Source organism: Brevibacterium sp. (assembly GCF_052105255.1).
GTDB classification, from domain to species: Bacteria; Actinomycetota; Actinomycetes; order Actinomycetales; family Brevibacteriaceae; genus Brevibacterium; species Brevibacterium linens_B.
In genome coordinates this window covers 20,142-23,534 of the sequence record NZ_JBQDYQ010000052.1, presented here as the reverse complement: position 1 = coordinate 23,534, position 3,393 = coordinate 20,142, and the positions used below count along the sequence as shown (strand labels likewise).

The window sequence follows — 3,393 nt, the reverse complement described above, 5'->3', positions numbered from 1 at the left end:
GCGCGAGGTTGCTGGGCCGCCGTCAGGTAGTAATTGGGGATTTCAGCTGAGGAGGTCGGCGAGGGCGGCCTCGATGACGTCGAAGGCGTCGTTCAGCAGCTCGTCGGAGATCGTCAGCGGCGGCAGGAAGCGCAGGATGTTGCTGAAGGTTCCCGTGGTGAGTACGAGGACGCCGTTCTTCGCGCAGTAGTCTGCGATCTTCTTCACCAGGTCCGCGTTCGGCTCGATCGAATCGCGCTCGACGAACTCGGCGGCGACCATGGCTCCACGGCCACGGACATCGCCGACCTCGGGGTGCTTCGACTGCAGCTTCGTCAGCCGGTCGACGATGATCTCACCGATCGCCAGGGCACGATCGGCCAGTCCGTCCTCTTCGTACGCGGCGATGGCGCCGAGGGCGGCGGCACAGGCGGTGGGGTTGCCGCCATAGGTTCCGCCGAGGCGGCCCGGTCCGACCGAGTCCATGATGTCCGCGCGACCGGTCACCGCCGACAGCGGCAGACCGCCGGCGATGCCCTTGGCCGTGGTGATGAGGTCGGGCACGATGCCCTCCCACTCGGAGGCGAACATCTTTCCGGTGCGGGCGAATCCGGCCTGCACCTCGTCGGCGACGAAGACGATGCCCTTTTCGCGGGCGTAGTCGACGAGCGTGGGCAGGAAGCCCTCGGCCGGGACGATGAAGCCGCCCTCACCCTGGATGGGCTCGATGACGATCGCAGCGACGTACTCGGAGCCGATCTGCTTCTCGATCATCGTGATGACGCGCTTGGCTGCGTCCTCTCCGCTGATCTTCGTGCCGGCCGCGTCGTTGTCGCGGTACGGGTAGGACATGGGTGCGCGGTAGACCTCACCGGCGAAGGGACCGAAGCCGGCCTTATAGGGGGCAGCCTTTGCGGTCATCGCCATGGTCAGGTTGGTGCGGCCGTGGTAGGCGTGGTCGAAGACGACGACGGCGTCGCGGCCGGTGTGAGCGCGCGCGATCTTAACGGCGTTCTCGACGGCCTCGGCACCGGAGTTGAGCAGCACGGTGCGCTTCTCGTGGTCGCCGGGGGTCAGCCGGTTGAGGGCTTCGGCGACCTCGACGTAGCTCTCGTACGGGTTGACCATGAAGCAGGTGTGGGTGAAGGCCTCGAGCTGGGCCTTCGCGGCCTCGACCACGCGGGGGTTCGCGTTGCCGGCCGTGGTCACGGCGATGCCCGAACCGAGGTCGATGAGCTGGTTGCCGTCGGCGTCCTTGAGGATGCCGCCACCGGCCGCCACCACATAGGCGGGCAGGCTCGAACCGACACCGGTCGCCACTGCTGACTTGCGACGTTCCTCGATCTCACGGGACTTCGGTCCCGGAATCTCGGTGACGATCTTACGTTCCTGCGGCAGAGCTTCGCCGCCAATCTCCAAAGCTGTCATAAGGGGAACAATAGGGGCAATCGACGCTTTTTGTCACTTGCCGTCCGAGGGCTGGTCAGAACCGCTCGCTGCGGAGAGACGACGCCGCGGATTCGGCGCTGATCGGGTACGGATTCCGTTGTCGTGTGCCGGCGGCCGAATCCTCATTGCGGATGACCCACAGCGAAGGCGGAAACAGCGCCGGGTCGTCCCCGACGCCCCCGGGACTCAGCGGTTCTGGTTGCGGGCGTCGACGTCCCTGTTCCGTTCCGGAAGCACACGCTCGTGCTCGCGCATCGGCACGACGATCGTCTCCTGAGCGCCGACGACGCGTTCTCCGTCGCCGATTTCGAAGCTCAGCTGCGCCTCGGGGGCCAGGTTCCGTTTGACCACGGCCAGACCGATCGGTCCGAGCTCCCAATGCACGGTCACCGAGGTCAGGGTGCCCACTGAACGTTCGGACCCCCGGACCTCGGCGAGCACCTCGGTGCCGGGATCCGGGGCGATGTGGCCGGATCCGTCGAGGTGGACGAAGGTCAGACGCCTGGGCGGCTGACCGAGATTGTGGACGCGTGCCACCGCTTCCTGCCCGCGGTAGCACCCCTTCGCCAGGTGCACGGCGGTGCGCAGCAGGTCGAGTTCGCCGACGAGGGCTTTGTGGTCGATTTCGTTCCGGCCCGGCCGCCAGGCGGCGATCCGCAACGCCTCCCAGGCGTCGAAGCCGGCCATATCGAAGGTGTTCGCCGACAGTCCCTGCAGGTCAGAGCGTTTGACGATGCCGATGACGAACGGGGTCTCGAGACCGGGGTGGTCGGTGCCCGCGACGTCCTGGCCGATGTCGATCTGCGCATAGGAGGCCGATCCGCTTCCGATATGCGGCCACGGGTCGGACCAGGTTCGGGTGACGGGCAGGGCTTCCGGCAGGGACGTGATGGCGCCGAAGCACTGATAGTCCTCGCTGAGGTCCTCGATCTCGACGCGCATCATGAAGACCATCTTGCGCAGGAAGTCCAGGGTCGCGTCGGTGTGAAGGTCGCTGATGGTCCACAGTGCCTCACCGTCGTCGACGAGCTTCAGCCAGCCCTCGATGCGACCGTTCGGGTCGAGCACGAGGGTTTCGGTGGACACACCGGGGGCCAGGGTGTCGATCTTCTGCGTAGTGATCGAGTTCAGCCAGGTCAGACGGTCGGGTCCGCTCAGACGCAGCACGCGGAGATGGGCGAGGTCGACGAGACCGGCCTTCTCTTCGAGCACGCGCTGCTCACGCAGGGGAGCTCCGTAGTGGATGGGAGTCTCGGCAAGATCGCCGGCCCCGAGCACCGCGGTCGAGCTCAGTCCGCGAGCCAGCGACGAGCGCCGAACCGCCTCGGCGCGGGTGTTCTCCGGCGACGGCGAATCGTTGACATCGGAATTCGGCGACACGGGATCAGTCATCTTAAGACAGCTTCTTCAATCTGGCAGAGGAGTGGGAGGCGAGTTCGTGGCCCATGGCTGCCATGTCCCAGGCCCACATGAGTTCGCCGCCGACGAGGCCGTACATCCGAGTCGAGGCGGTGTACTCCTTCGCGGTCTTGGTCCTGGCCACCACATCGGTGGCCAGATCGATGCGCGGGCCTTTGACGGTACCGGCATAGAGCTCCATGACTCCGTGCGGGTGAACGATCTCCGCTTCGATCTCGAAGGCGTCGTCATTCGTGCGCAGGGTCTCGACCGCGGCGGCCGAGGTGAAAGACTGCGGTTCGGTCGGCACCATCATCCCCGGGCCGACGTCCCCGTCGTCGTGCTGACGCACGAGCTGCCAGATACCGGTCTCGAGAGTCAGGGTCGAGTCGAGTTCACCGGATTCGCCGAGCAGCCACGCATGCGCGGTGTACTGGAGGAAGGGCGTGCCCTGATGGGCGACGAAGTCGATGCGTTGGCCGAACTGCTTCTCAGGAGTGTCCGCATAGCCGACGACACCGACGCCTTCCCACGACCCGATCAGCCAGGACAGCGGGACGAGCTCGG

Annotated in this window: 3 protein-coding genes; all 3 read right to left on the bottom strand. The window is 66.3% G+C overall.

What is annotated here, in order from left to right; all coding sequences use genetic code 11:
* Positions 1–42: 42 nt before the first annotated feature.
* Positions 43–1,407 carry a 4-aminobutyrate--2-oxoglutarate transaminase gene (gene gabT, locus ACTIIH_RS12935; protein ID WP_441452209.1) on the bottom strand — a complete coding sequence of 455 codons (1,365 nt, stop codon included), beginning with the start codon at positions 1,405–1,407 and terminating at the stop codon, positions 43–45.
* Positions 1,408–1,614: 207 nt separating this feature from the next.
* The gene (ygfZ, locus tag ACTIIH_RS12930) at positions 1,615–2,820 is read right to left on the bottom strand and encodes a CAF17-like 4Fe-4S cluster assembly/insertion protein YgfZ (protein WP_441452207.1); all 1,206 of its coding nucleotides are present in this window, start codon (positions 2,818–2,820) and stop codon (positions 1,615–1,617) included.
* A 1-nt stretch (position 2,821) separates the two neighbouring features.
* On the bottom strand, positions 2,822–3,393 hold a 572-nt coding region (locus ACTIIH_RS12925; protein ID WP_441452205.1), incomplete at its 5' end, for an FABP family protein.